The sequence below is a fragment of the Nocardia sp. NPDC049149 genome (genome assembly GCF_043197455.1).
In the GTDB taxonomy this organism is placed as follows: domain Bacteria; phylum Actinomycetota; class Actinomycetes; order Mycobacteriales; family Mycobacteriaceae; genus Nocardia.
The window spans coordinates 199,640-225,390 of sequence record NZ_JBICTD010000001.1 but is presented as its reverse complement, the minus strand read 5'-3'; the positions used below and the strand labels follow the sequence as shown (position 1 = coordinate 225,390).

Annotated in this window: 28 protein-coding genes; 15 read left to right on the top strand and 13 right to left on the bottom strand. The window is 67.6% G+C overall.

Translation table 11 applies throughout. From position 1 onward, the window contains the following. The first annotated feature begins 113 nt into the window (after positions 1-113). On the top strand, positions 114-722 hold the full coding sequence (locus tag ACGFNJ_RS01155; RefSeq protein ID WP_393442051.1) for a hypothetical protein: 609 nt from the start codon (positions 114-116) through the stop codon (positions 720-722). Here the strand turns inward: ACGFNJ_RS01155 and ACGFNJ_RS01150 are convergent. From ACGFNJ_RS01150 to ACGFNJ_RS01130, 5 genes are all read right to left on the bottom strand, one after another. Beyond that, positions 719-1,843: a serine hydrolase domain-containing protein gene (locus ACGFNJ_RS01150; RefSeq protein WP_393442049.1), complete on the bottom strand. Its 1,125-nt coding sequence runs from the start codon at positions 1,841-1,843 to the stop codon at positions 719-721. The genes ACGFNJ_RS01155 and ACGFNJ_RS01150 overlap by 4 nt on opposite strands. A 209-nt stretch (positions 1,844-2,052) precedes the next feature. Further along, complete coding sequence (locus ACGFNJ_RS01145) at positions 2,053-2,685, bottom strand: class I SAM-dependent methyltransferase (protein WP_393442047.1); 633 nt, start codon at positions 2,683-2,685, stop codon at positions 2,053-2,055. Between the two features lie 2 nt (positions 2,686-2,687). Continuing rightward, on the bottom strand, positions 2,688-3,938 hold the full coding sequence (locus tag ACGFNJ_RS01140) for a saccharopine dehydrogenase family protein (RefSeq protein ID WP_393442045.1): 1,251 nt from the start codon (positions 3,936-3,938) through the stop codon (positions 2,688-2,690). A gap of 58 nt (positions 3,939-3,996) precedes the next feature. Continuing rightward, complete coding sequence (locus tag ACGFNJ_RS01135; protein ID WP_393442043.1) at positions 3,997-5,436, bottom strand: ABC1 kinase family protein; 1,440 nt, start codon at positions 5,434-5,436, stop codon at positions 3,997-3,999. A 156-nt stretch (positions 5,437-5,592) separates the two neighbouring features. After that, positions 5,593-6,276, bottom strand: coding sequence for a TetR/AcrR family transcriptional regulator (locus ACGFNJ_RS01130; protein WP_069160655.1), 684 nt, complete (start codon positions 6,274-6,276; stop codon positions 5,593-5,595). 205 nt (positions 6,277-6,481) lie between these two features. Here ACGFNJ_RS01130 and ACGFNJ_RS01125 point away from each other — a divergent pair, with 205 nt between their 5' ends. From ACGFNJ_RS01125 to ACGFNJ_RS01105, 5 genes are all read left to right on the top strand, one after another. Continuing rightward, on the top strand, positions 6,482-7,819 hold the full coding sequence (locus ACGFNJ_RS01125) for a DUF445 domain-containing protein (protein WP_393442041.1): 1,338 nt from the start codon (positions 6,482-6,484) through the stop codon (positions 7,817-7,819). Positions 7,820-7,923: 104 nt separating this feature from the next. Further along, positions 7,924-8,427, top strand: coding sequence for a helix-turn-helix domain-containing protein (locus ACGFNJ_RS01120; protein WP_069160654.1), 504 nt, complete (start codon positions 7,924-7,926; stop codon positions 8,425-8,427). Beyond that, positions 8,424-9,125, top strand: a complete 702-nt coding sequence (locus tag ACGFNJ_RS01115) for a heparin-binding hemagglutinin (RefSeq protein ID WP_393442039.1) — start codon at positions 8,424-8,426, stop codon at positions 9,123-9,125. The genes ACGFNJ_RS01120 and ACGFNJ_RS01115 overlap by 4 nt, the downstream gene beginning before the upstream one ends. Before the next feature lie 115 nt (positions 9,126-9,240). Continuing rightward, positions 9,241-9,531: a DUF2516 family protein gene (locus ACGFNJ_RS01110; protein WP_393443692.1), complete on the top strand. Its 291-nt coding sequence runs from the start codon at positions 9,241-9,243 to the stop codon at positions 9,529-9,531. Between the two features lie 112 nt (positions 9,532-9,643). Continuing rightward, positions 9,644-10,684, top strand: a complete 1,041-nt coding sequence (locus ACGFNJ_RS01105; protein ID WP_393442037.1) for an alpha/beta fold hydrolase — start codon at positions 9,644-9,646, stop codon at positions 10,682-10,684. Between the two features lie 19 nt (positions 10,685-10,703). Here the strand turns inward: ACGFNJ_RS01105 and purU are convergent, their stop codons facing one another. Then, a complete protein-coding gene (gene purU, locus ACGFNJ_RS01100; RefSeq protein WP_393442035.1) occupies positions 10,704-11,588 on the bottom strand; it encodes a formyltetrahydrofolate deformylase in 885 nt (294 codons plus the stop codon). Positions 11,589-11,679: 91 nt separating this feature from the next. Continuing rightward, positions 11,680-12,240 carry a GNAT family N-acetyltransferase gene (locus tag ACGFNJ_RS01095; protein WP_393442032.1) on the bottom strand — a complete coding sequence of 187 codons (561 nt, stop codon included), beginning with the start codon at positions 12,238-12,240 and terminating at the stop codon, positions 11,680-11,682. Positions 12,241-12,470: 230 nt separating this feature from the next. Between ACGFNJ_RS01095 and deoC the strand changes: the two genes are divergently transcribed. Continuing rightward, entirely contained in the window at positions 12,471-13,139 is a 669-nt protein-coding gene (gene deoC, locus ACGFNJ_RS01090) for a deoxyribose-phosphate aldolase (protein ID WP_069160650.1), read from the top strand. A 106-nt stretch (positions 13,140-13,245) separates the two neighbouring features. Here the strand turns inward: deoC and ACGFNJ_RS01085 are convergent, their stop codons facing one another. Further along, a complete protein-coding gene (locus ACGFNJ_RS01085) occupies positions 13,246-13,977 on the bottom strand; it encodes a DUF2993 domain-containing protein (RefSeq protein WP_393442030.1) in 732 nt (243 codons plus the stop codon). Between the two features lie 130 nt (positions 13,978-14,107). Between ACGFNJ_RS01085 and ACGFNJ_RS01080 the strand changes: the two genes are divergently transcribed. Beyond that, positions 14,108-14,716 (top strand): hypothetical protein, encoded by a 609-nt coding sequence (locus ACGFNJ_RS01080; protein ID WP_393442028.1) that lies wholly within the window; start codon positions 14,108-14,110, stop codon positions 14,714-14,716. A gap of 75 nt (positions 14,717-14,791) precedes the next feature. Here the strand turns inward: ACGFNJ_RS01080 and ACGFNJ_RS01075 are convergent, their stop codons facing one another. From ACGFNJ_RS01075 to ACGFNJ_RS01065, 3 genes are all read right to left on the bottom strand, one after another. Beyond that, positions 14,792-15,589, bottom strand: coding sequence for a class I SAM-dependent methyltransferase (locus ACGFNJ_RS01075; protein ID WP_393442026.1), 798 nt, complete (start codon positions 15,587-15,589; stop codon positions 14,792-14,794). Further along, on the bottom strand, positions 15,559-16,080 hold the full coding sequence (locus ACGFNJ_RS01070; protein WP_393442024.1) for a DUF2505 domain-containing protein: 522 nt from the start codon (positions 16,078-16,080) through the stop codon (positions 15,559-15,561). The genes ACGFNJ_RS01075 and ACGFNJ_RS01070 overlap by 31 nt, the downstream gene beginning before the upstream one ends. A 109-nt stretch (positions 16,081-16,189) precedes the next feature. Further along, the gene (locus ACGFNJ_RS01065) at positions 16,190-16,675 is read right to left on the bottom strand and encodes a DUF2505 domain-containing protein (RefSeq protein ID WP_393442022.1); all 486 of its coding nucleotides are present in this window, start codon (positions 16,673-16,675) and stop codon (positions 16,190-16,192) included. Positions 16,676-16,714: 39 nt separating this feature from the next. Between ACGFNJ_RS01065 and ACGFNJ_RS01060 the strand changes: the two genes are divergently transcribed. Both ACGFNJ_RS01060 and ACGFNJ_RS01055 read left to right on the top strand, forming a co-directional pair. Next, positions 16,715-17,824 carry a UDP-N-acetylmuramate dehydrogenase gene (locus tag ACGFNJ_RS01060; protein ID WP_393443690.1) on the top strand — a complete coding sequence of 370 codons (1,110 nt, stop codon included), beginning with the start codon at positions 16,715-16,717 and terminating at the stop codon, positions 17,822-17,824. A 52-nt stretch (positions 17,825-17,876) separates the two neighbouring features. After that, a complete protein-coding gene (locus tag ACGFNJ_RS01055) occupies positions 17,877-19,109 on the top strand; it encodes an Ig-like domain-containing protein (RefSeq protein ID WP_393443688.1) in 1,233 nt (410 codons plus the stop codon). 70 nt (positions 19,110-19,179) lie between these two features. Here the strand turns inward: ACGFNJ_RS01055 and mscL are convergent, their stop codons facing one another. After that, entirely contained in the window at positions 19,180-19,632 is a 453-nt protein-coding gene (gene mscL, locus ACGFNJ_RS01050) for a large conductance mechanosensitive channel protein MscL (protein ID WP_393443686.1), read from the bottom strand. Between the two features lie 134 nt (positions 19,633-19,766). Continuing rightward, positions 19,767-20,501 (bottom strand): SDR family NAD(P)-dependent oxidoreductase, encoded by a 735-nt coding sequence (locus tag ACGFNJ_RS01045; RefSeq protein WP_393442020.1) that lies wholly within the window; start codon positions 20,499-20,501, stop codon positions 19,767-19,769. Between the two features lie 64 nt (positions 20,502-20,565). Here ACGFNJ_RS01045 and ACGFNJ_RS01040 point away from each other — a divergent pair, with 64 nt between their 5' ends. From ACGFNJ_RS01040 to ACGFNJ_RS01020, 5 genes are all read left to right on the top strand, one after another. Next, positions 20,566-21,387 (top strand): alpha/beta fold hydrolase, encoded by an 822-nt coding sequence (locus ACGFNJ_RS01040; protein ID WP_393442018.1) that lies wholly within the window; start codon positions 20,566-20,568, stop codon positions 21,385-21,387. A 145-nt stretch (positions 21,388-21,532) separates the two neighbouring features. Then, positions 21,533-22,963 (top strand): D-inositol-3-phosphate glycosyltransferase, encoded by a 1,431-nt coding sequence (mshA, locus tag ACGFNJ_RS01035; RefSeq protein WP_393442015.1) that lies wholly within the window; start codon positions 21,533-21,535, stop codon positions 22,961-22,963. Next, positions 22,960-23,463 (top strand): YbjN domain-containing protein, encoded by a 504-nt coding sequence (locus ACGFNJ_RS01030; protein ID WP_393442013.1) that lies wholly within the window; start codon positions 22,960-22,962, stop codon positions 23,461-23,463. Before mshA ends, ACGFNJ_RS01030 begins: the two co-directional genes overlap by 4 nt. 150 nt (positions 23,464-23,613) lie before the next feature. Continuing rightward, on the top strand, positions 23,614-24,519 hold the full coding sequence (locus tag ACGFNJ_RS01025) for an ROK family protein (protein ID WP_069160780.1): 906 nt from the start codon (positions 23,614-23,616) through the stop codon (positions 24,517-24,519). 58 nt (positions 24,520-24,577) lie between these two features. Next, entirely contained in the window at positions 24,578-25,315 is a 738-nt protein-coding gene (locus ACGFNJ_RS01020; protein WP_069160779.1) for a phosphoglyceromutase, read from the top strand. Positions 25,316-25,751 lie beyond the last annotated feature (436 nt).

The following is a 25,751-nucleotide window of genomic DNA, read 5'->3' as shown; positions in this document are numbered from 1 at the left end:
TTCGCTTGGCGCGAATGTGTCGATTTTCTCACTGTCCGTACCGAATTCCGACATTTTTTCGATACGGGAGGCGGGCGTGTGCTGGATGCGCCTCTTGTTCGAGATGGAGTTCGATGATGCGGCAGTGGAGTAGACAGGGGAGCAAAGCAGGGCGGCTGATCATGGTGTCCGCCGCGGCCGGTGCGTTGGTGCTCGGTCCCGCCGCCCTTGTCACGACGGCGTTCGCCGAGCCGAGCTCGGCCGCACCTGTCACCCCGGCGCCGCCTGCGACCATTGCCCCGCCGACCACAATTCCACCCGTCACCACGCCGCCGGTGACCATCCCACCCGTGACGACCCCACCCGTGACGACCCCGCCGGTGACGACCCCGCCGGTGACGACCCCGCCCACCACCACACCGCCGCCGCCGTGGGATCCCTACGGTCCCGACGGCTACGACTCGTTCGGCTACGACCGTTCCGGTTTCGACCGCGCCGGTTACGACCGTTCCGGTTACGACCGTTCCGGGTACGACCGTTCCGGCTTCGACCACTTCGGGTACGACCGCGCAGGGTACGACCGTGCGGGGTACAACCGATTCGGTTATGACCGCTGGGGTTACGACCGGTGGGGCTACACCGACCAGGGCTGCGCCCGGTCCGGCGAGGACCGTCCCGACGCCGACCGGGCCGCCTGCGAAGCACGCCGCAACGTGCGCCCGTTCACCGGCAGCGCCCGCTAGTTACGGCACAGCGCGGCGTCGATGACGGCGTTCATGTCGGCCTGAGACATGACGGTGGTCACCGGGTCGGGGAGCTGGTTCATGCTCACGGTGACCGCGCGCCCCGCGGCGGCGGCCTCGAGGACTAGGAAGCCGTGCATGGCTCCGCCGTGACTCCAGACCTCCATGCCGCAGGCGTTGGTGCGATGGAACAGGCCGAGGCCGAAGTCGTCGCCGCGCAACGGGTCGCCGGAGGGCACGATGTGCTGCATCTGCGCCAATTGCGCGGGCGGCAGCACCCTTCCGGAGAGCAGCGCCAGGAAGAATCGGTTCAGGTCGGCGCCGGTCGAGACCATCGCGCCGTCGGAAAGGCCCCAGCCCGGATCGATATCGGCGACGTCGATAAGGCCGCCGCCGAAGTTGTGATAGGCCCGGGGATGCGGCGCCCGGAGGGTGTTCTCCAAGGGAAACAGTGGCCAGTAGGTCTCGTGCAGCCCGAGCGGCAGCAGGATGCGGCGGGTGACCTCGAGGCCGACCGGGCGACCCGTCACCTGTTCGATCACCTTGCCCGCCAGCAGATATCCGGTGTTGGAGTAGCCGGTGCTCGTGCCGGGATCGAACTCGGCGGGCTGGTCGAGCGCGAGCCGGATCAACTCGTCCGCCGAGCGAGGACGCTGCAGGTCGGCAAGGGATTCCAGGCTCAGGTACGAGAAATAGTCGGGAATTCCGCTGGAGTGCTGCAACAGATTTCGCACGGTGATCCGGTTTCCGTCGCCACCTGGCCCGCGGACCAGACCCGGAAGATACTGCTCGACTGGGCTGTCCAGATCGACCAGCCCCTCGGCGACCAGCTGGAGCAGCACGGTCGAGACGAAAGTCTTGGTATTGCTGGCGATCCGCACTTGGGCATTGCCGGGGAACGCGCCGCCGGTGCCGAGATCGCCGATCCCGCTGTCGATTTCGGTGTTCCCGCCGTCGCCGCTGACCACCAGCTGTGCGCCGGGAACGCCGAGCGTCCGCACCAGGTAGTCGAGGTTGGTCTGCAACCACCCCGGGTCGGGTGCTGGTTCGGCCGCCGCGCCGGGTAGGGATGAAACCGCGGCTGCCACAACCATGGCCGTCGTCATCATGAAACGCCGCACGGGTGCTCCCTCTTCGTCGCCTGCGCTCCCCGCGGCCGCCGATTCGATTCGGGCAGCACACGACGGTGCCACCACGGCGAATGGTGGTGGCACAAGTACGGTCTGGATCTGTCACAAGAGTTATCCCGGCCAGGGGAAAGAACGTTTCCGACTCGAACCTTTTCGCATCGACGGCGTGGCGGCGGCAGCGCCGGATCGCAGCTCCCCGGCTACGCAGGCCTGGTGGCGCTGACGTACTGCAGCAACCGGTGCACGTCCTGTTCGACGTCGACCAATCCCGATGCCGCGAAGAGCTCGGGAAAGGTCCGATCGTCGAAGACGCGCAACCCGATTCGGCCGCCGAAGACCCGGCTGACCGCGCCGAACGGGGAGTCTGCGCGATAGCTTGTCGTGATGGCGATGCGCCCGCCCGGCGCGAGCACCCTGATCATTTCCCGGGTCGCGGCGATCGGATCGGGGATCAGATACAGCGCGCCGAAGCAGCACACCGCGTCGAAGGTGCCGTCGGCGAACGGGAGCACTCGCGCGTCGCCGCGCAGGTATCCGACGCGTGGCCCCGCATTGTCGGCGACCGCACGGGCCAGCATCGGCTCCGAATAGTCGAGACCGATGGCGTAACCGCCGTCGGTCAATGCGTCGCTGAGGTGACGGGTGAAATTGCCTGGCCCGCAGGCGATATCGAGCACTCGCTGCGCGCCGTCCAACCGCAGTGCGCGCACTGCGTCACGGCGGTCGGACGTTGTCGTGCGCCCACTGGCCAGATAGAACAGCGTCGGTCGCCATGCCCGCTCGTACACCGCGGCCAGCGCAGGGTGATTCATCGTGCGTCGCGCCAGGTTCATGGTCAGGCCCGTGCGACCTCGATCGTCATCCCCGCCGCCCGCAACCGCGCGGTCAGCGCGTCACCCATCGCCGCCGCAGGCGTGAGAATGCCCGCCAGCTCCGGCTGCTTGTCGGTGTCGAAGGCCAGGCACAGCCCGCTCTCGCCCAGCAGCACCGCGGTCGCCTTGTAGCCGGGATCGCCCTTGGCGGCGAAGGTCGCGACGTACTTCGCGCCGGACGAGGTGTGCGCGAACGTCTTGTGGGTGAACCACCCACTGTCGCGGGCCTTTTCGCTCGGCCCGGTGCCCGGCTTCGGCAGCACCCGGTCCAGCAGCTTGCGCCCGAGCGAGACCCGGGACAGCACCGCGCCCGCCGCCATGCCTGCCACGATGCCGCCCGAGATGCCCGCGGCCACCAGCGGCGCCGCCGCGGATTTGCCCGCGTTCATCACCTCGCGGTAGCGGAAGTTCTTGCCGTACACCCAGCCGAGCAGGCCGTTGGTCCTGCGCACGATCTTGGTGTTGTGGCTGGCCATGATGAAGGTGCTGACCCAGCCGTCGAGGCTGGGGTCGATGGCGCTGGCGCGGGAGAGCGCCTGATCGGACTGGCGGCCGACGTCGGGGTCCATCGACTTGTCGGGGCTCAGCGAATAGGGGTGCCCGAGCACCGATCCCTTCTTCGGGTCGGCGGCGATCGCCTCCATCATGGCCCGGCCGGAGTCGATGGTGCCGCCGCTGGCGCCGCCCTTGATCGCGGCGACCATGGTGGTGTCTTCCAGCTCACCGGTGTTGTCCGCCACCGACCGCTGGTACAGCAGGTACACGGCGAGATCCGACGGAATCGAGTCGTACCCACAGGAATTCACGATCTTCGCGCCGGTCTCGACGGCCTGCTCCTGATAGCCGTCGATCGCATCGCGAATGAACAGCGGTTCGCCGGTCAGGTCGGCGTAGTGCGTGCCCGCCTTCGCGCAGGCGGCGACGAGCGGCATCCCGTAGCGCAGGTACGGCCCGACGGTGGTGACGACGACCTTGGTCTGTGCGGCCAGCGCATCGAGCGCGGGCTGATCGCTGGAATCGGCGACCACCAGTCCCCAGCCCGCGGCGGCGGGGCCGAGTTCGTCGCGCACCGCGGTCAGCTTGTCCAGCGAGCGACCGGCCAGTGCGATGCGCGCGGTCGCCGGTGCGGCGCCGATCAGGTACTGCGCGGTGAGTTTGCCGACGAAACCCGTTGCGCCGAAGAGGACTAGGTCGAACTCTCGATTGTCTGGCATTGTCTTCCGTTCTGGGGTCGGCAGCCGGCGAGGCCGGCGGGGTGGTGAAGCGCTGCGATCACGCGTCGGGTTGGGCGGCTTTCGCTGGTTTCTTCGCCTTGGCGCGCGACTTCTTCGGCACCACGGGCGGATGGTCGGCGAGCCAGGCGTGGTGCACCTTGCCGAGTTCGGTGACCGGCGGTTCGCCGTAGATCCATTCCCGCGAGATGCGATGCCAATTCGCGGTGCAGCCGAGCTGGCCGAGCATGCCGAAGGTGAGGAAGTCGGCGCGGCGGGAGAACAGGTGCTCCGGCGGCAGGTTCTGCTGCTTCATGCCCGCGAATTCGCTGGCTCTCGGGTCCACCGCGAGCAGGAACGCGCCGCTGGCCAGCTCAGGGGTGATGGTCAGGTCCTCGTCGATCAGACACCATTCCGACGCGGCAAGCACGTATTCCAGACATTCGTCGGCGCCGATCTCGTCGGGCGAGTCGATCACGCCGCGCTGAATCATCAGGTCGCGCAGGTCTTCTGCGCGGTCCTCGGCGGCCGCACGCAGGCAGGTCAGCTCGAACTGCACGTGATCGGGATCCATCCGGTTGAACAGCCCGAAGTCGAGAAAGGCGACCCGGCCGTCCGCGGCGAGCAGCACATTGCCGGGATGCGGGTCGCCGCAGAACTCGTTGAAGGTGAACAGCGAGCCGACGTAGAAGCGATAGATGATCTCGCCGATCCGGTCGCGGTCCGCGTCCGGCAGCTCACGGATTTCCTCGAATCCCTTGCCTGCCACGTATTCGCTGACGAGCACCCGGGTGGTGCTGAGTTCCGGCATCGAGCGCGGCACCACGATGAACGGATGGCCCGCGTAGAGCTCGGCGATCTGTAGCTGGGTGTTCGCCTCGGCCTGATAGTCGAGTTCGCTCTCCATGTTGAGCCGCAGCTCGTCCAGCACCGCGGGGGTCACCCACGGCATCGCCGACTGCAGCACCCTGCGAAACATGGCCAGGTTCTTCAGGTCCGCGCGCACCGCGGCGTCGATGCCCGGGTACTGCACCTTCACCGCGACCTGCCGCCCGTCGTGCAGCCTGCCCCGATAGACCTGCCCGATCGAGGCGGCCGCGATCGGCTCTGCCTCGAATTCGGCGAAGATGGTGTCGAGCGGCTGGCCGAAATCGTCCTCGATCACCTGGCGCATCGCGGCGAACGAGACCGTCGGCGCCGCGTTGCGCAGCACAGCGAGGCGCTTCTGGAACCGTTCCCGATGCGACTCGGGTACCAGATCCATGTCGAGCACGGACATCATCTGCCCGAGCTTCATGGCGACGCCCTTCATGGTGCCGAGCACCATCACCACCTGCTCGGTGGTGCGAATCATGGACTCCTCGGCCATCTTCGCGCGCACGGCCTCGGATCTGCCGCGCATCGACAGCCTGGCGCGTTGCGTGCGGATCACCGAGCTGGCCGCGACAGCACCCAGCTTGGTGCCACGAGCAAGCCGGGAGGTCGGTACTTGCTTCGCCATCGAGGTACCTCCATTGGTGCCGGCGCGCGGGGCGGTGACGCAGCCCACTCGGCGCACCGCTCGCGTTCAGAGTAGCCAACCCCGCGACAATGTCGAGACCCTCGTCATACTTTTGCTAGCACCCGAGCTAGCGCCAGGGGAGTCCGTGGCGATCGATCAGTTTGCCGAGTTCATGCCCGGAGCGGGCAGCACATGCGGTTGTGCGTTGAACACCTCGCGCGAGCCACCGGCGCCCGCCATCCCTTCGATGGCGCTCCACGTCATCATGGTGAGGTAGTCGATCACCTCGTCGCGAGTCATCGTCTTGTTCGTCGTCCACCAGTGCGTGGCCAGCTGAATGCCGCCGACCAGCACGTAGGAGCACAGCGCGACGCCATCGGTCAGGATGCCCTTCGCCGTCGCGCGGTCGATGATGACGGCGGCGACCACCTCGGCGAACAGCTTCTCGAACTCGGCGAGCGAGGACTGGTCGGCCGAGCCGTTGCCCATGATGAAGCGATAGACCTCGGGGTCCTCGTCGACGGTGCCGACGTATTCGCCGAGCGCCGTGCGAACCAGCTGATACTCGTCGGCGTCGAGGCTGATCGCGCCGTAGACCCTCGGCATCAGCGTGGTCTCGATGAACCGCTGCATGGTCGCGTGGACCAGGTCGTTCTTATCGGAGAAGTACCGGTAGAGCACGGTTTTGGAGACGCCGATCTCGGCGGCGATCTCGTCCATCCCCGCGTTGCTGCCGCGGGCTCGCACAGCGGCAAGAGTGCCGTCGACGAGTTCCTCGCGGCGGTCGATCTTGTGCTGGCGCCATCGGCGTTTGCGGCCATCCTGTCGGCCGGTGCGCACCGCCGCCGGTCGATCGGCAAGTTCGCCGACGTCGACAAGGTCATCGGTGGACAGCGTGAGCTCCCTCGTTAGTTCGGTTCCCCCTTGGTGCCACCAGCTTAGGTCCCGGCCGCCGGTGATATGCGCGTTTGGGTCCCGATGCGACGGGTTGCACAACTTCGGTGCTTGACGTGCATGCGGCAGCGCACACAGCAGAATGGGAGGCATGGAGAAAGCTCCCGGCAACATCGCGGTCCTGGAAACGCCACCGGCGCCGCCCGCGGCCGCGCCACTCGGCTTCGCCTCCGTGCTGGACGAGACGGCTAAACGGCGCGACCTGTGGCGGATGAAGACGCTGGCCACCGGGTTGCTTGCGCTGGCGACGGCGATCTATCTGTTCTGTCGCTGGATGGAATCGCGTGGCACCGGCGGGGCCTGGGTCGACTACCTGCGCGCCGCGTCCGAGGCGGGCATGGTCGGCGCGCTGGCCGACTGGTTCGCGGTCACCGCGCTGTTCCGGCACCCGCTCGGCCTGCCCATTCCGCACACCGCGATCATCCGCAAGAAGAAGGATCAGCTCGGCGAGAGTCTCGGCGCCTTCGTCGGCACGAACTTCCTGTCGCCGGACGTGGTTGCGGCGAAGGTGAACTCCGCGCAGATCTCCTGGCGGGTCGGTCGGTGGATGGCCGACCCGGTGCACGCGGCGCGGGTCGCCGAGGAGAGTTCGACCCTGCTGCGGGCGGTGGTCGGGGTGCTGCGCGACGAGGACGTCGAGCAGATCATCGACCAGACGATCATCAAGCGGATCGCCGAACCGCTCTGGGGTCCGCCGATCGGGCGGGTGCTTGCCGAGCTGCTTGCCGACAACCGGCAGCTGCCGCTGATCGACATGCTTGCCGAGCGAGCGCATCAGTGGGCGTTGGGTTCCCAGGAGACGATCGACCGGATCGTTTTGCGGGATGCACCGCAGTGGGCCCCGAAATTCGTCAACATTTTGCTTTCCGAGCGCATCTATCGGGAGCTGGTCGAGTTCACCTGGAAGGTCAGGTCCAACCCCGAGCACGAGGTGCGGCTCGCGGCGAATCGGTTCCTCCAGGAATTCGCGGAGGACCTGCAGCACGACGACGCCATGATCAAGAAGGCGGAACGGATCAAGTCCCAGATCATGGGCCGCGACGAGATCACCGGCATGGCCGAGGCGACCTGGCGCGCGGCCAAACAAATGATCTTGGATTCGGCCGATGATCCCAACAGCGCGCTGCGGCGTAAGGTCGGCGAGAACGTGCAGCAACTCGGCGAACGGCTGCGCGACGACGCCGACATGCGAGCCAAGGTCGACGGCTGGATCGACCGGGGGGCAAGGTATCTCGTGCAGAACTACGCGGGGGAGATCTCGACGCTGGTCACCGACACGGTTGCCAGGTGGGATGCCGACGAGGCGAGCAAGAAGATCGAATTGCAGGTAGGCCGGGATCTGCAATTCATCAGAATCAATGGAACGGTCGTCGGTTCGCTTGCGGGCCTGGCGATCTACACAATTTCGCAGTTGATGTTCGGCGGCTGAGGCGCAGCGCGCCGAATGTTTGCCGAGGGGCTGCTAACAGACTGCTTGCAATAGTTAGCACCCTGTCCTAGAATTGAACTCGTACAACCGCCAGAAGGTGAGTGATGGCAGACCAACCCGAGGTTTCCGCTGAGTACCCCGACAGTTCGGCCGAGCAATCGACCGGCGTCGGAGAAAAAGCGGCCCGCGTGGTGAACGCGGCGCATGACATCGGAGGCTTCATCAGGGCACAGCGAGAGGCCGCGCAAGTCTCGCTGCGCCAGCTCGCCACCCTTGCGGGAGTGAGCAATCCGTACCTCAGCCAGATCGAGCGCGGATTGCGCAATCCATCCGCCGAGGTACTCGCGCAGATCGCCAAGGCACTGCGGGTGTCTTCGGAGGTGTTGTACGTCCGGGCCGGCTATCTCGAACAGCGGCCACACAGCCCGGTCCGGGACGCCCTGCTTGCCGACACATCGATCAGTGAACGGCAGAAGCAGGTGTTGCTCGAAATCTATGAATCGTTTCGCCGGGAAAACGGAGGGAACGAGCCGGGGGGACACGGGGACAGCGCCGTTCCGAGCACACCAACTGAAACTCCGCCACGCCAGGAGAACGAAGAACCATGACAGAGATCAACCCGACCGAGACCGAAACCAAGACCGCCGTGTCCAAGCCGGTGACCAAGCCGCTGCTCGCCACCGTTGGTGCGGGCGACACGATCTACTCCGCCGTCACCGATGTCGTCACCCAGGTGCGTGAGCGCGCCGCGTCGACCGACGTCTCCGCTCGGGTCGAAGAGGCGCGCGAGCGCTTCGCCAACGTGCCCGCCGACGTGCAGGCCCAGTTCGAGACGCTGCGCGAGCGGCTGGCCGGACTGCCCTCGGAACTGCCGGAGGACCTCGCCGCGCTGCGCGAGAAGTTCACCCCCGAGGAGCTGCGCACGCTCGCCGACAAGTACTACCACCAGGTGCTCGACCTCTACGCCGATCTCGCCGTTCGCGGCGAGGAGACCGTGGAGCGGCTGCGCGCCAACCACCTGGTCGAGGAGCAGATCGAGCGCGTCGAGAGCCTGTACACCGACGCCGTGAGCCGCGCCGAGGATGTGCTCGGCCGGGTCAACGGCCTGCTCGGCCGTCCGGCCAAGGTCGAGGACGAGGTCGAGGAGCCGGTCGTCGACGCCGAGGTCGTCACGGTGACCACCGAGACCGAGCCGTCGGCCGAGGAGAACGGCGCCGCCGCGCCCGCCGCGCCCGCCGCGCCTGCCGCCAAGAAGGCGCCTGCCAAGAAGGCCCCCGCCAAGAAGGCCGCGCCGAAGAAGGCTTGATCCGCCGACTGAATGCTGATTCACAAGGGCCGCAAGGCTATTGGTGAACGATCCGGGAACGCCCTCGCACACTCTGGTGTGCGGGGGCGTTGCTCGTATGATGGGTGAGGTGAACATGGTGCACGGATTGACCGGGATGATCATGCTCGTCCTGTGGCTGGTGGCGTTGGGCGCGACGATCTTCGCGCTGATTCATGCCGTCCGTCAGCGTTCGGACGCCTTCACCGCGGTGGACAAGCTGACCAAGCCGATCTGGCTGGCGATCCTCGGGGTCGCGGTGTTGCTGCTGCTGCTCTCGCCCGCCGGTCTCGGCCTGCTGTCGTTCATCGCGATCATCGCGACGGGGGTCTATCTGGCCGACGTACGGCCGAAGGTGGACGAGATTCAGCGCGGTCCGCGCTGGTAGCCGCCGAATTCTCGATAACTTCTTAGTGCTTGCCCCGAGTGCCTAGCCCAGGCACTAGCAAGCAGCGCGAATCGGAGTTACTGTATCGAGCAGTAACACAAAGGAGTGTCCGATGCGTGCAATGCTGCCGTCTGCGTTGGTGAACCTGCCGGAACAAGTCCGGGGACTGCTCGACGCACACCGCGCGAACCTGCGGGCTCGTACTTATGAGACCGCGGCGTTCAACCCGCCGACCGTCCCGCACGAGGTGATCCAGGTGATCACGAGGGACGGGACCCGGCTGCGGACGCACGCCTACGGACCCACCGACCGCCCGGTGCTCGTGCTGGTGCACGGCTGGACCTGCAGCATCGAATACTGGAACCCCCAGATCAACGCGTTCGCGGGGGACTACCGGGTGATCGCCTACGACCAGCGCGGTCACGGCGAGAGCGAACGCGGATTCTCCCCGCTGACCATGGACCTGCTCGCCGACGATCTGGCCGCCGTGCTCGAGGCGACGCTGCGTCCAGGCCAGCGGGCCGTGCTGGTCGGCCACAGCCTCGGCGGCATGACGCTGCAAGCCTGGGCAGGCCGCTACCCGGACCAGGTCGCCAAGCAGGCGAGCGCGGTGCTGCTGACCAACACCGCGGCAGACCGGCTGATCTTCGAGACCACCGTGGTGCCGTTGTTCAACCGGCCGCTGCGGCTGCTGCAGCTGAAGGTGCCGTTGCCGTTCCTGCTCGGGCGCTTCGGCCTCGGCGCGCCGATGGTCTTCCCGCCCATCGCGCCGGTGCGCTGGGTGGTCGCGCGGCAGATCCTGACCAGCTCGGCCACGGGCGATCTGCTCGACTTCAACTTGAACATCATCCGGTCGTGTCCGGCCGTGGTGCGGGCCGCCTTCGGGCGCCTGCTCGCTGCGATGGACGTCGGCCAGTCCGCGCGAAACCTGGTGGTGCCCACCACCGTGCTTGCCGGCGCGTTCGATGACATGACGCCCGTTGCGCATTCGGAGCGGATCGTCGAGATGCTCAGGGAGACCGGAAGTCTCGCGCGGTATGCGATCCTGCCGACCGGGCACATGGGCAACACCGAAGCGTACGAGCGGTTCAACGAGGAACTGCGGCACGTGCTCGACTCGGTGGTGCGTCCGCGCGCCGACATCGCGGGTTGAGTGGGGACCTGACCGCGGGTCAGGTGAACACGACTGTGCGGCGGCCATGTACGAGCACCCGGCCCTCTAGATGCCAGCGCAGGCCGCGGGCCAGCACCACCCGTTCGATGTCGCGGCCCTGACGGACCATGTCGCGCACGTCGTCGGCGTGATCGATGCGGCTCACGTCCTGCTCGATGATCGGGCCTGCGTCCAGCTCTGCCGTGACGTAGTGGCAGGTGGCGCCGATCAGCTTCACGCCGCGCGCGAACGCCTGGTGATACGGGCGGGCGCCGACGAACGACGGCAGGAAACTGTGATGGATGTTGAGCGCCTTGCCCGCCCAGTGCGCGCACAGTTCCGGCGGCAGCACCTGCATGAATCGGGCGAGCACCACCGCATGCGGATCGTGCGCGTCGACCAGCGCGCGCACCTCGTCGAAGGCGGCGCCGCGCTCGGCCGGGTCCTTCGGGAACGGCACGTGATGGAACTTCACGCCGTGTGCCTCGGTCATCTCGGCCAGATCGGGGTGGTTGCCGATCACCGCCTCGATGGTGGCGGGTAGTTCGCCGCTGGTCGCGCGCCCGAGCAGGTCGTGCAGGCAATGCCCGTCCTTGCTGACCAGCAGCACGGCCCGGCGGCGCGCTCCCGAATCGAGCAGCTGCCATTCGGTTTCCGGCCCCAATTCGGCGGCGACCGCGGCAAATCGGTCGCGCAGCTCCGCGATCCCGAACGGGACCGTCGCGGCTTTGATCGCCTGCCTGGTGAAGAACCACCCTGTTTCGGTGTCCGAGTGGTATCCCGCCTCCACGATCGACCCGCCGAACCCCGCGATGAACGAGGTGATCCCGGCAATGATGCCCGGTCGGTCCGGGCACCCGAGGGTTAGCACGAATCGGCGGTCATCGGAGGAGGCAGAACTCATCCGCCCATCCTCCCAGGCGGTGCTGAACGAAGGACCAGGAGGTTTGCTGCTCGTGCGCCGCGCGGCGTGGCAGACGCCCGGCGCGCGAGGTTCAGAGGTCGTAAAACGGTTCTGCGTAGCGGAATTCGCCGGTGATCTGGGATTCGTAGGCGCTGAGCTGGCGGACCTGGAAGTGCGAGATCCAGGACGGGTCGTTCGGGGTGATGCCGAGGCGGGCGGCGGGCACGAAGCCGAACTTGGGGTAGTAATCGAGATGGCCGAGCAGGCCGACGAGGGGTTCGTCGAGCGCGTCGGCGGCGCCGAGGGCCGCGTGCATCAAGGCCGAACCGACGCCGGTGCGCTGATGTTCGGCCAGCACGCCGACCGGGCCGAGCGCGAGCACCGGGAACGGACCGACGGCGGCCCTGGTCAGGCAGATGTGGCCGATCACCGTGTCGTATTCGATCGCGACCATCGAGAGGGTCGGTATCCAGCCATCGTCGCTGCGCAGCCGGGCGACCAGATCGACCTCGGGTGGCTCGGCGCCGCCGTCGTCCGGCGGTTCACCGGTGAGCTCGACGAGATCACTGTCCGCGTGGTGCGCGCCGAACGCACTGCGATGGACGGCCGCGATGGCGGCGATGTCGTCGGCGCGCTCGCGACGGATCAACACGGTGACGTCTCCTCCCGAACGAAGTAGGGCTCATCCGCACACGTTAATCAGTCGACTGCTTCGTCATACCGCCGATCTGTCACCACTACGAGTGTGCGGGACGGCTACCAGGCACGCAACGGAATTCGACAGAGCTTTATCGAGGGCTTCGCTGCGCCTACGTGGTGACGCTGCGCTACCTCCTCCGGCGCTGACGCTCAGCCCTCGGTGGTATGCCAGACTTTCCGATCATGGCACGTTCTGTCTCGCTGACCAGGGCCGAAGTGGCCGCCATGATCGATCACACGCTGCTGGCGCCGGAGGCGACGCCAGCCGACGTCGCCGCGCTGATCGACGAAGCTCGCGCACTGGGGGTGCTGGCGATCTGCGTTTCCCCGTCGATGCTTCCGGTGCGCGCGCCGGGCCTCGTGGTGGCGACGGTCGCCGGATTCCCGTCGGGCAAACATCATTCGCTGGTGAAGGGCGCCGAGGCGCGGCTCGCGGTCGAGCAGGGCGCCGCCGAGGTGGACATGGTGATCGATGTCGGTGCGGCGGTGGCAGGCGATTACAACGCGGTGCTCACCGACATCATCACGGTGCGCGAAGCGACCGGGGACAGGGCGCTGCTCAAGGTGATCATCGAATCGGCGGCGCTGTCGGATGCGGCGATCGTCGAGGTCTGCCGGGCGGCCGAACGCGCAGGCGCCGATTTCGTGAAGACCTCCACCGGATTTCATCCCGCAGGTGGGGCGAGCGTGCACGCGATCGAGCTGATGGCGGCGACGGTCGGCGGCAAGCTCGGCATCAAGGCCAGCGGTGGTATCCGGACGGCGGAGGCCGCGGCGGAGTTGATCGCGGCGGGCGCGACACGGCTCGGCCTGTCCAAGTCGCGGACGGTGCTCGACGGGTTTCCCGCCTGAGCGACAACGCGATTCACCTGGTTGCGCGGCGCATTCCGGTGAATGCGCAGCGCCACCAGGTGATCTGCGGGTGCGATAGGCGAATGCCGCTGGATTCCCAGCTGTTTCAGGAGCAGGTCGCGTCGGTGCCGTCAGTGGCCGCCGGGAGCTCGGCGCGGCCGCCTTTCAGCTTGACGGCGATGCCCGCGTCGGTGACCTTCACCTCGGTCGGCTGCATCCCGTACGGGTAGTTCTGCAGGCTCTTGCTGAACACCTCGACGATGCCCTGCACCAGGTCGGTGGGCAGACCCAAGCCGAGCAGCTGCGCGGACATCGTCTCCACCTCGATGACACCGTTCTTGATGACCGGCTGCACCTGCAGCTGGGCCAGCCCGCCGAGCACGTCCAAGGTCAGCATGTTCGACGCGGCCGACGATTTCACGTCGCGCACCAGGCCGCCGAGTGTCTGCCGGATGCCGTCGTTGCTCCAGGTGACGTCGGCGGAGGAGCTGCCGATCACCCCGCCGCCACGCCCGTTGTCGATGACCTCGACATCGTTGAACTTCGAGTGCACCACCATGCCGACGGCCGGGCCGAACTTGGTGTCGTCGCTGTCCACCCTGATGCTCGACAGCTTGCCGTCGAGCCAGGTGATCAGCATCGGCTTCGCGCCGAAGCTCACGTCGATCTTCGAGCCCATCTCCTTCTCGAATTGCGTACTGACACAGCGGGACACGATGTGTCTGGCGTACGCCTCACCGCCGACCAGAACCGTGGCGAGCAGGATCGACACCACGGTCAGGGCGATCAGCAGGGCCCGCCGGTTGATCGTCAGGGTGGACGGAGGCTTCGTAGACATGGGGCGATTCTTCCGTACGTTTCTGTGCCAGCTCTGTGGGGTCGCTGAGGGGATGGCTGCCTGCCGAGCGGTTGAGGCCGCACGATTGATTGTGACGTCTGACACAAGAATCGGGCGTAGCCTGGTGCGCATGGCTGGCGATGCGGCGGGCCGAGCGCTCGAATCCGCGGAACACGGGTGGCGCGTGCTGCGCCGATTGGCCGGTCGTCATGCGGGGTTCTTCACCACCAGGCAGGTCTTGCGCACCCGATGCGAGGCACGCGTGCGCGTCGCGCTCGGCGACGGCTCGGTGACCAGGGCGGGTGTCGGCATGCTTCGCCTGGCCGAATGGCAGCCGGGTCCGCTCGACGAATACGCCATGTGGGCGGCCTGGTTCGACGGCGCCGCGGCGGTCTCGCATCACAGCGCCGCCGAGTTGCACGGCATCGGGCGGTTGCAGCCGCGCTTCCTGCACCTGTCGGTGGGCTCGGGGCGCCCGCCGGTGACGCCGCGACTGGTGGTGCTGCGGCGTTCGCTGATCGGCGCCGAGATCGAGTCGGCCGGTCCGTTCCTGGTGACGACCCCGCTGCGCACGGTGCTCGACCTCGCCGAGGCCGACATCGGCCAGCCCGCGCTGGACGAGGTGATCGCCGACGCGATCGCCATCAACCGCTGCACCAGCGCCGAAATCCGTTACGCCGGTAAGCGACTACCCGCGCGCGCGGCCTCGCGCCTCTATCGCGCGCTCGCAGGCGCATAAGTCCTCTGGTCATAGCGGATGCGCACGTCGCACAGCATCGGGACGTGCTGTGCGGCGTGCGGAATCGCTGTGACGTCAGCGTGGGGCGACGGTGGCCCATGGCACCGAGAGCACGCAGTCGCGCATGCGGCGGCGGTACGGGCGGAGTGGAAAGCCTTCGCGGCGTAGGGATTCCGCGGCGGCGCGCCAGCGGACCCGTGGGCCGAACGGCGCGAGCGGGGCGGCGTGCGACCAGGCCCGGTCTGCCGCGGTGAGCAGGGTGTGGATCGGTTCGCCCGGAATGTTGTGGTGGATCAGGGCTTTCGGTAGTCGCTCGGCGATGTCGGAGGGCTGCGCGACGGTGAACGGGTCCCAGGCCATGGTGAGCGAGCGCGGCCCTGCTCGATCGAGCAGAATCCAGGCGCAGCGGCGGCCGAGCTCGTCACAGGTGCCGTCGACCAGCAAGCCGTCCGGCGCAAGGCCGGACAGGATGGTCGACCATGCTTCGGGCACCGCCGCTTCCGGATATTGGCGCAACACGTTGAACGCGCGCACCAGCACCGGTCGCAGCCCGGCCAATTCGAAACCGCCGCGCGCGAAGCTGACGCCGTCGCGGCCGGGCACCACCCGGTCCGGATCGATCTCCAGCCCGACGACCCGGACATCCGGTCGCACGGTGCGCAGCCGCGCCGCCAATTCCAGTGTGGTCCACGGGCTTGCGCCGTACCCGAGGTCGACGATGAGTGGATCGGCTGCCGCGCACAGGCGGGCGGTGACCAGCTGGTCGTGCACCAACCAGCGGTCGCTGCGGCGCAACCGATTGACACCGGTGGTGCCGCGGGTGATGGCACCGACCGGCTTGGTCAGCTGGTGGGGTGGTGGTCGTCGAGCCACTGTGCGGTGAATTCGGCCTCGGCGCGGAACAGATCGATCAGGTTCACCAGCATCAGCTGCTCCAAGCGCGGGCCGACCATCGGGATGAAAACCTTCGCCTCCGAGGAGAAACGCATCGTGCAGCCGGTTTCGGTGGGGAACAGGCGGATGGTGCCGCCGAGGCTGCCCGGCCCGGCCGGGATGGACGCCGAGTACTTTCCGGTGATCTCCTCGGCGTCGAACGGCCCCCACGTTTCCTTGCGGGTGATCACCATGTCCTTGCGCATCACGGCCTGCGCGATCTCGGGCAACATCTCGCGCGGCAGGATGTGGTGCAGCTCGATGTCGACGCCGCCGTCACCGGCTTCCAGGTGCGCGACCTCGTTCCCGGGTGAATACTTCAACATCTCGGCCATCCGCGCGTCCCAGTAGTCGCGGTTGGACAGCGCCGCATACAGCTCCTTGGTGGTATGCAGCGGGTAGCGAGCGGAGTAATCCAGTCGACGGGCCATGCACCAAGAGGTTACTGGGAGGGGTGTGCCGCAACGGCAGCGCCTTCGGCGTTGTGCCGCCAACAGTTGCGGCGCTGCGTGTTCGACGACACGCAGCGCCACTATCGGATCAGTGTGCGGCCAGCCAGGTGTTGGTGAACTCTTCCTCGTTCTTCAGCACCTCGGTCAGGTGCTCGGCGATCGCGGCTTCGATCTTGCCGCCGAAGAGCGGAATCTTGACCTCGATGGAGCCGTTGGCGGCCGCGGTCGAGCTCGCGCCGTCGTCGGTCAGCGTGATGGTGCCGCGCACCTCGGCGGGCGCGCCGTCGACGCGGGCGTCGAAGGTGGCCGAGTCGCCGTTCCAGATTTCGACGCGCGGGATGATCAGGTCGCCGGGGCGCACCGCGGTGATCGCGGCGGGCAGCAGCTCGGCGGCGATGGCCTGCACCAGTTCGACCCGGATCTGATCGCCGTCGACCGTCACTGAATCGAGCCGGGCATTCGGCCCGCCGACCTCCGCGACGCGGTCTTTCCAGTACTGGTCGTTCGCGAAGGCCGCGCGCACGGCGGCAGCAGGATGCGAGTAGCGGGCCGTGTACGCCAGCGGTGTAGCCATGGTCGGACACGCTACCGTCTGCCTGTGCGAACTTCACGTGTGGTGCCGTCGGAAGTGCTGGCCGCCACCGGCGCCCGGATCCACGCATCGGTGCCGCTGGCGGAGCTGACCACGCTGCGGGTCGGCGGCCCCGCGCTGGTCGCCGAATGTGCGACGACCGAAGTGCTGGTGGACACGGTCGGTGCGCTGGACGCGGCCGAAATTCCCGTGCTGTTGATCGCGGGTGGTTCCAACCTGTTGATCGGGGACGACGGCTTCGACGGTGTGGTGGTGCGAGTTGCCACGACCGGTGTCGAGCTCGGTGCGGACGGGGTGCGCGCCGAAGCGGGCGCGAACTGGGACGAGGTGGTCGCGGCGACGGTGGCGGCCGGGCTCGGCGGTCTCGAATGTCTGTCCGGCATCCCGGGTTCGGCGGGCGCGACGCCGGTGCAGAACGTCGGCGCGTACGGCGCGGAAGTGGCGAACCTGTTGCGTCAGGTGCAACTGCTCGATCGGGCGACCGGCGAGATCCGCTGGGTCGAGCCAGCTGAACTCGGGTTCGGTTACCGCACCAGCGTTCTCAAGCATCGCGACGACGCGCTGGTGCTCGCGGTCGAGTTCGCGCTCGACCCGAGCGGTGCGAGCGCCCCGCTGCGCTACGGCGAGCTGGCGGCCACGCTCGGCGCGGCAAGCGGCGAATCCCGCCCGGCAGCCGAGGTACGCGAGGCCGTGCTGCGGCTGCGCGCGGGCAAGGGCATGGTCCTCGACCCCGCCGATCACGACACCTGGAGCGCGGGTTCCTTCTTCACCAACCCGATCGTCCCCGAGGAGCGCGTCCCCGCGGTGCATGCCGCGATCGCCGCATATGTGGGTGATGTCACGGTTCCGACCTACCCCGACCCGAACGGGGTCAAGTTCTCCGCGGGCTGGCTGATCGAGCGGGCCGGTTTCGCGAAAGGCTTTCCCGGCCAGGACGCCCCGGCCCGGCTGTCCACGAAACACACTCTCGCGCTGACGAATCGCGGCACCGCGACCGCCGCCGACGTGGTTGCGCTCGCGCGGACGGTGCGCGACGGAGTGGCCGAGCGCTTCGGCATCCACCTCGAGCCGGAACCTGTCACGATTGGTGTCACGCTCTGCCAGGTGAAACCGACACCACACACTTCGTGAGCCGACCGAACGAGTTTGCCCGCGTAAATTCGAAGACGTGAGCAACCGTCTAGTGATTCGCAGACCGGTCGCCGCCGTCTCTGCCGTGCTGTTGGTCGTGGTCGCCCTTGTCGCCCTCGTGGCAGGCTGTGGCAGCGACAACGGTGGCGCCAAGACCTCCTCGACGCAAGCACCCGTCGCCAAGGTCGAGCTGGCGCCGGACAACGCGGCCGCCGACGTCAACCCGACCGCACCGGTCTCGGTGACCGTCGGCAACGGCACCATCGACCAGGTCGCGCTGACCAACACCAACGGCAAGCAGGTAGCAGGCGAGCTGTCGCCGGACAAGCGCCGGTACACGATCACCGAGCCGCTCGGCTACAACGCGAAGTACAGCTGGTCGGGCACCGCGATCGGCACCGACGGCAAGCCCGTCCCGATCGACGGCACGTTCACGACGCTCGCGCCGAAGAACGCCGTCCCGGCGACCGTCAACATCGCCGACAACCAGGAGGTCGGCATCGCCGCGCCGATCATCCTGCAGTTCAAGACTTCCGTGCAGAACAAGTCGGCAGTGGAGAAGGCGCTGAGCATCACCACCGACCCGCCCACCGAGGGCGCGTGGGCCTGGTTCCCGGACGACAACGGCTCCCGATTGCATTGGCGGCCCAAGAATTACTGGGTGCCCGGCACCACCGTGCACGTGTCGGCCAAGCTCTACGGGCTCGATCTGGGCAACGGCAACTACGGATACTCCGATCTGACAACGGATTTCCGCATCGGCCGCAGCCAGATCGTCAAGGCGAACGCGCCGAGCCACCGGATGCAGGTGGTCCGTGACGGCCGGACCGTCTTCGATTTCGCGGTCAGCTACGGCGAGGGCAACGAGCCGCGCAACGTGACCCGCTCCGGCGTGCACGTGGTGACCGAGAAGTACGAAGACTTCATGATGACCAATCCGCCGTTCTACGAGAATGTTCGGGAACGCTGGGCCGTCCGCATCTCCAACAACGGCGAATTCATCCACGCCAACCCGGAATCCGTGGCCGCCCAGGGCTCCGCGAACGTCACCAACGGCTGCATCAACCTCTCGCCCGGCGATGCGCAGGCCTACTTCCCGACCGCCCTCTACGGCGATCCGGTCGAGGTGGTCGGCACCTCGATCCCGTTGTCGGCGGCCGACGGCGACCTCTACGACTGGACCATCGACTGGAACACCTGGACGACCATGTCCGCGCTGAAGGGCGCACCCTCGCAGGTGGTGACGGCCACCCCGGTGCCGCCGCAGCCTGCGGGCGGGCGCTGACCGATCGGGCGCGGCGACCGAGGAACTCGGGCATTCGGGGCGAATTGCCCACCACTGCCGGTCAATTCGCCTAGCGGCCGACCGAATCCGCTTCGGCCTCGCGTTCGACGGCGCGGTCGGCGGCCTGCTGGGCGCGCACGGCCTCGTGCCGTTCGGCGAGCAGGTCGCGGATCTCGATGAGCAGTTCGGTCTCGGTCGGCTCGGCCGCCTTGGTGGTGCCGAAGCGGTTCTTGAGCGTCTTCATCGGCACCATCAGCACGAAATAGAGCACGGCCGCGACCATGATGAAGTCGATGAGCGCGGTGATGATCGGGCCGACCGCGATGAAGGTGGCCGGTTTGCCCGCGACCAGTTGCACGCCGAGGCCGAGCTCATTCGTGCTGCCGAACACCGCGAGCAGGGGATTGATGATCCCCTTGGTCACCGCGGTGACTACGGCGGTAAAGGCCGTGCCCATGACGACAGCAACCGCCAAATCGATAACGTTCCCGCGCATCAGGAAGTCTTTGAACCCCTTGAGCATGAGTAGAAACTCCGATCTCAACTAGACAAAGGTCAAAGTTCAGATGGTAAAGGGCTCGGTGGACCGGCGCGGAACGGGCTACCGTTCAGCTAATCTCCGGTCGGGCTCGGGAAATGTCTTGCGGCCATGGCTGATCAGCCGCGGCGCGCGAACCGGCCGGCGTCGGCCTGATCACGCGGCTTGATGATGATCTGATCGAGATTCACGTGCGAGGGCCGCGACGCGACGAACCCGATGACCTCCGCGATGTCCTGCGCGACCAACGGGTCGATGCCCTCGTACACCTTGGCCGCGCGCTCTTCGTCCCCGTTGAACCGGACCAGCGAGAACTCGGTTTCCACTGCGCCAGGCGCGATTTCGGTCAACCGCACCGGCTGGCCGAGCAGCTCCCCGCGCAGCGTGCGGTGCAGCACCGCCTGGGCGTGCTTGGCCGAGGTGTAGCCCGCACCGTTGTCGTAGGCGACGAACGCGGCCACCGAGGTGATGGTGACGATCAGCCCGTCACCCGACGCGATCAACTTCGGCAGCAGCGCCTTCGTGATGCGCAGCGTGCCAAGGACATTGGTCTCCCACATCCAGCGCCAGTCGTCCAGGTCGGCCTCGGCGACCGGCGCGAGTCCCTTGGCGCCGCCCGCGTTGTTGACGAGCACGTCGGCGCGCTCGATCGCCTCGGCGAAGGCGCGCACCGAATCGTCCGAGGTCACATCGAGTTCCAGTGCGGTGCCGCCGATCTCGTCGGCGACGCGCTGCAGGCGATCGAGCCTGCGGGCGCCGACATAGACGTGGTAGCCCTGTTTGGCCAGTTCCCGGGCGGTGGCTTCACCGATACCGGAGCTGGCCCCGGTGACGACAGCGGTGCGATTGCTCATGGCCCCGATCCTAGGTGCCGCAACACCAGCGGGCTGTTGCCCGGATCACCGCTAGCCTGATCCCATGGCTGTACGGGACGTGGTGAGCGCTGATGGCACGAACATCGTCTATCGGGTCACCGGCCCGGCCGAGGCTCGCCCGCTGGTGTTGCTGCACGGCTGGGCGGCGAACCTGCGCTGCTGGGGGCGGGCGGCCGACGACCTCGCCGCCCGGTTCCGGGTGCTCGCCGTCGACCTGCGCGGCCACGGCTACTCCGATGCGCCCGCGGCAGGCTACGACGATCCGAAGAACTGGGCCGCCGACGTCGCCGCGGTGCTGGCGGCCGAGGGCATCGAGTCCGACGCGATCCTGCTCGGCTGGTCCTACGGCGGCATCGTGCTCAGCGACTACCTGACCGCCTACGGCACCGGCGCGATCGCCGGCGTCGTCTTCACCGGCGCGACGGCGAATATCGGGCGCGGCGTGCCCGGCGGGTCGACCGGCCCGGCGATGCAGGCGGCGATTCCCGGCGTCTTCGAGGAGAGCGCGGGTCGCGCGGTGCGTGCGTTCGGTGCCTTCGGCAACGCGAACACCGGCCCAGGCGCGGACAAGGGCGCCGACGCCCAGCGGCTGTTCGGCACCAGCCTCGCCACCGCGCCCTCGGTGCGCAAGGCGCTGTTCTATCGCACCGTCGACAACACCGAAACCCTTCGCGCACTGGATATTCCGGTGCTGGTCCTGCACGGCACCGACGACCAGGTTGTCCCGATCGAGAACGCCAGGTTCATCTACGAGGCCGTCCCGGACGCGCGCGCGTCGTTCTGGGAGGGCGCCAAGCACGGCCTGTTCCTCGAGGACCGCGCCCGCTTCGTCACCGAGATCGGGATGTTCGCGGACAGTCTGTGATTTCAGACCATCGCGCGTTCCGGCAGCTGGTCTCGGGTCGTCCCAGGTACGGGCGGCGCGGCCGGGTGAGCATGGTCACCGAACGCCTGTGATAGCTCTCACTTGCCGGGGTGAGCGCATCGGCGGCGGGAATCCACCGTGCACTATGGATACTGTGAGTCAACGCCTGGACCTACGACCGAACCGTGTCGCCGTCCTCTCGGTGCATACCTCACCACTGGCTCAACCGGGCACCGGCGACGCGGGCGGCATGAACGTCTACGTGCTGCAGACCGCGCTCCAGCTGGCTCGCCGCGGCACCGAGGTGGAGATCTTCACCAGGGCCACCTCCTCCAACCTGCCGCCCGTGCAAGAGGCGGGCCCAGGCGTGCTGGTCCGCAATGTGGTGGCAGGCCCGTTCGAGGGCTTGGACAAGCACGACCTGCCCACTCAACTCTGCCCGTTCACCGCCGAAGTGTTGCGTCAGGAGGCCAGGCATCTGCCCGGCCACTACGACCTGGTGCACTCGCACTACTGGCTGTCCGGTCAGGTCGGCTGGCTGGCCAGGGATCGCTGGCGGGTGCCGCTGGTGCACACCGCGCACACGCTGGCCGCCGTGAAGAACGCCGCGCTCGCCGATGGCGATTCGCCGGAGCCGCTGACTCGCGAGATCGGCGAGAAACAGGTGATCGCCGAGGCCGATCGGCTGGTCGCCAACACCATGGACGAGGCGCGTCAGCTCGTCGACCTGTACGGCGCGCAGCCCGAGCGCATCGATGTGGTGCCGCCCGGCGCTGACCTGATCCGCTACCAGCCCGGCGACAAGGCGGCGGCAAGGGCAGCGCTCGGATTGTCCGCGGACGAGCAGGTCGTCGCGTTCGTCGGCCGGATCCAGCCGCTCAAGGCCCCCGACGTGCTTGTCCGCGCCGCAGCCGAACTGTTGCGCACCGCGCCGGGGCACCGGCTGCGGGTCCTCATCGTCGGCGGTCCGTCCGGCACCGGCCTGGCCAGGCCGGACGCGTTGATCGAACTCGCGGCCGCGCTCGGCATCGCCGACCGCGTCACCTTCCTGCCGCCACAGCCGCCGGACCGGCTGGTCCTCGTCTACCGAGCCGCCGACGTGGTCGCGGTGCCGAGCTACAACGAATCCTTCGGGCTGGTCGCGATCGAGGCGCAGGCCAGCGGCACCCCGGTGCTCGCCGCCGATGTCGGCGGGCTCGGCACCGCCGTCCGGCACGGCGAATCCGGCTTGCTGGTGCCAGGTCACCGGACGCCGGACTGGGCAGGCGCCCTCGGCTATCTGCTCGACAACCCCGAGCGGCTGCATCGGATGAGCACCCGCGCGGTCGAACACGCGGCGAACTTCTCCTGGGAGCACACCGCCGACGGCCTGCTCGCCAGCTACTCCGCCGCGCTGACCGATTTCCGGGACGAGCGGGCAGGTCGGCGTTCCGGCCGGGTGATCGGGGATCCGGTCGCCCACGGCATGGTGCGTGACGACGCGCGCGAAGGGGCACCCGGTGATCGCATTAACCTGGAACCGAACCAGGCCAGATCACGCGCGCTGTGGCGGCGCAGGACGGGAGTACGTCGATGAGCGAGGCGCAGGCAACCGCGCAGCTGATCGATGCCACGCTGCGCGACAGGGAGATCGAGTACACCCGCTCGGGTGAAGAGACGTTCGTCGTCATCCTCCCCGGTGAGCGCAAGCTCGAGACCACGGTGATGCTGACCGTCGGCAAGCACGGGTTGCGCATCGAGTCGTTCGTCTGCCGCAAGCCCGACGAGAACTTCGAGGGCGTCTACAAATTCCTGCTGCGGCGCAACCGCAGGCTCTACGGCGTGGCCTACACCCTCGATCGGGTCGGCGACATCTACCTGGTCGGCCGGATCGCCACGCACGCCGTCACCGCCGACGAGCTCGATCGGGTGTTCGGCCAGATCCTCGAGGCCGTCGACGCCGACTTCAATGTGCTGCTCGAACTCGGTTTCGCCGAATCCATTCGCAAGGAATGGAAGTGGCGTGTCTCGCGCGGGGAATCGCTGAAGAACCTGCGTGCCTTCGAACATCTGGTGGATTCGGCGGACAAGCCGTAATTCCCGGAAATCTGTTGACTGTCAGTCGAATACCCATAGTTCGTGGCTGCCTGCCGAGCACGTGCCCGGCGAATCGAGAGGGATAGCGCGCGGTGGAAAGGAGCACGGGTGACAATCGCTTGTGATTCGGATCGTGAAGAAGGCACCGCGATGACTGTTTTGGCTTTGGATATCGGCGCGACGAAGTTCGCGGCAGGCATCGTGCACACCGGCCGGAAAGTGCGTGACGTGCGGCAGGCCATGGTGCCACCGGAGTCGGTCTGGGAGGTGTGCCGCGAACTGCTGCTCGAGGTGGCAGGGGACGCACCGATCACCGCGGTCGGCATCGGCTCGGCCGGACCGGTCGACGTGCGCACCGGCATCACCATGCCGCTGAACATCCCCGAATGGAAGTCGGGATTCCCGATCGTCGCCGAGGTGCAGAAGCTGTTCCCCAGCGCGGCAATCCGATTCGCGATCGACGGCGCCTGCCTCGCGCTGGCCGAGCATCATGTCGGCGCGTTGCGCGGGCTGTCGAACGGGCTGGCGATGACGGTGTCGTCGGGGATCGGCGGCGGGCTCATCGCGGACGGGAAGGTCGTCCTCGGCCGCACCGGCAATGCCGGACATATCGGACACATCGTCGTTCCCGGGTGGGATGTGCCCTGCGAATGCGGCGGTGTCGGCTGCGTCGAGGCGATCGCGAGCGGCATGTCCTCGGTGCGCTGGGCCGTTTCGCAGGGGTGGACCGGCAAGACCGGTGCCCAGCTGGCCAAGGCGGCGCACACCGGCGACGAGATCGCGCTGGCCGCACTGCATCGCGCGGGCACCGCCCTCGGCCAGGCGATCGCCTCGGCCGCCGCGCTGCTCGACGTCGACCGGGTCGTCATCGGCGGCGGTTTCGCGCAATCCGGTGAGCCGCTGTGGGATCCGCTGCGCGCGGCGGTCGCCAAGCACGCCCGCCTCAATTTCCTGGACGACCTGCACGTCGTGCTGTCGCGGATCACCGACGGCGCCACCCTCGTCGGCGCGGGTGTGCTCGCCGCAGGCCACGCGACCGCCGACACCATCGACTGACGCCAGCCCTGGTCATGGTCAGTGAGCGCTGCGGGGGCCGCATGGAAAGATGGCGGCCATGACGTACACCCTCGTGCTACTGCGCCACGGCGAGAGCGAATGGAATGCCCTGAATCTGTTCACCGGCTGGGTGGACGTGCACCTCACCGACAAGGGCATCGCCGAGGGCAAGCGCGCGGGGGAGCTGCTGGCCGAGCACGGCATCCTGCCCGACGTCGTCTACACCTCGCTGCTGCGCCGCGCGATCAGCACCGCGAACATCGCGCTGGACGCGGCCGACCGGCACTGGATCCCGGTGATCCGGGACTGGCGGCTCAACGAGCGGCACTATGGCGCGCTGCAGGGCAAGAACAAGCCGCAGACCCGCGCCGAGTACGGCGACGAGCAGTTCATGCTGTGGCGCCGCAGCTATGACACCCCGCCGCCGCCGATCGACCCGACCGACGAGTACAGCCAGGAAGGCGATCCGCGCTACGCGGGCATCGAGGTGCCGAAGACCGAGTGCCTGCTCGATGTGGTCAAGCGGATGGTCCCGTACTGGGAGTCGACCATCTCCAAGGAACTGCTGACGGGGAAGACTGTGCTGGTTGCCGCGCACGGTAACTCGCTGCGTGCCCTGGTGAAGCACCTCGACCAGATTTCCGACGAGGACATCGCCGAATTGAACATCCCGACCGGCATTCCGTTGCGGTACGAGCTGGACGAGAACCTGCGTCCGGTCCGCCCGCGCGAGTACCTCGATCCCGAAGCGGCGGCCGCAGGCGCTGCCGCCGTCGCGAATCAGGGCGCCAAGTAGCTTCACGCTGAATTCGAGCAATGCGCCGCGGCAGGCAATCGGCCGCGGCGCATTGCTGTGTGCGCGGCGTCCTGGTCCGTGGCAGTCATGCGACCGGTTGATCGGTGCGCGGTGCCGATTCGGCGAATGCGGGGGCGATCGCCGCAGGTTGCAGCCTTGCTGAGGGATTGCTGGACCGCTTCAGGCGCGGCCGTTCGTGGTGGACGTCTGTGTTTTGCGTCACGCCCGTTTTGTGTATTTGCCAGTGCTCACTGGCTAGTTCATCTGCGCGTTGCGTAATTGAACATTCTCATTCGGAGGCGTCCGTCTAGCGGCTGCTACCTGGCCTTTGGCTGCGGTGGTGTCGTCGCGCACGCGGTATGTAAATCTCCATTCGGATTTGCCCAGAAGTTACCCCTTGTCATTACCGACAGGTAGGTATGTAGACTTTGGGCGT